The 230-nt window shown below is 47.4% G+C and carries 1 rRNA gene; it reads right to left on the bottom strand.

What is annotated here, in order from left to right:
- Positions 1-135: 135 nt before the first annotated feature.
- A 23S ribosomal RNA gene (locus M3193_RS16650) occupies positions 136-230 on the bottom strand; the annotation flags it as partial.

Raw genomic sequence — 230 nt, 5'->3', positions numbered from 1 at the left:
GTGTTCGGTATGGGAACGGGTGTGACCTCTTCGCCGTCGTCACCAGACTATGTATGAACGATGCTTGTTCGTTCAAAACCGGATAAAACCAACATTGTTGCTGAACTTCAAGTTCAACCGTACTTAAATAACTTTAAGGTTAAGTCCTCGATCGATTAGTATCCGTCAGCTGCACGTGTCGCCACGCTTCCACCCCGGACCTATCCACCTCATCTTCTTTGAGGGATCTT

The organism is Sporosarcina luteola, from assembly GCF_023715585.1.
GTDB classification, from domain to species: domain Bacteria; phylum Bacillota; class Bacilli; order Bacillales_A; family Planococcaceae; genus Sporosarcina; species Sporosarcina luteola_D.
The sequence above is the reverse complement of the archived record's forward strand: the minus strand, read 5'-3'. Positions and strand labels throughout refer to the sequence as shown.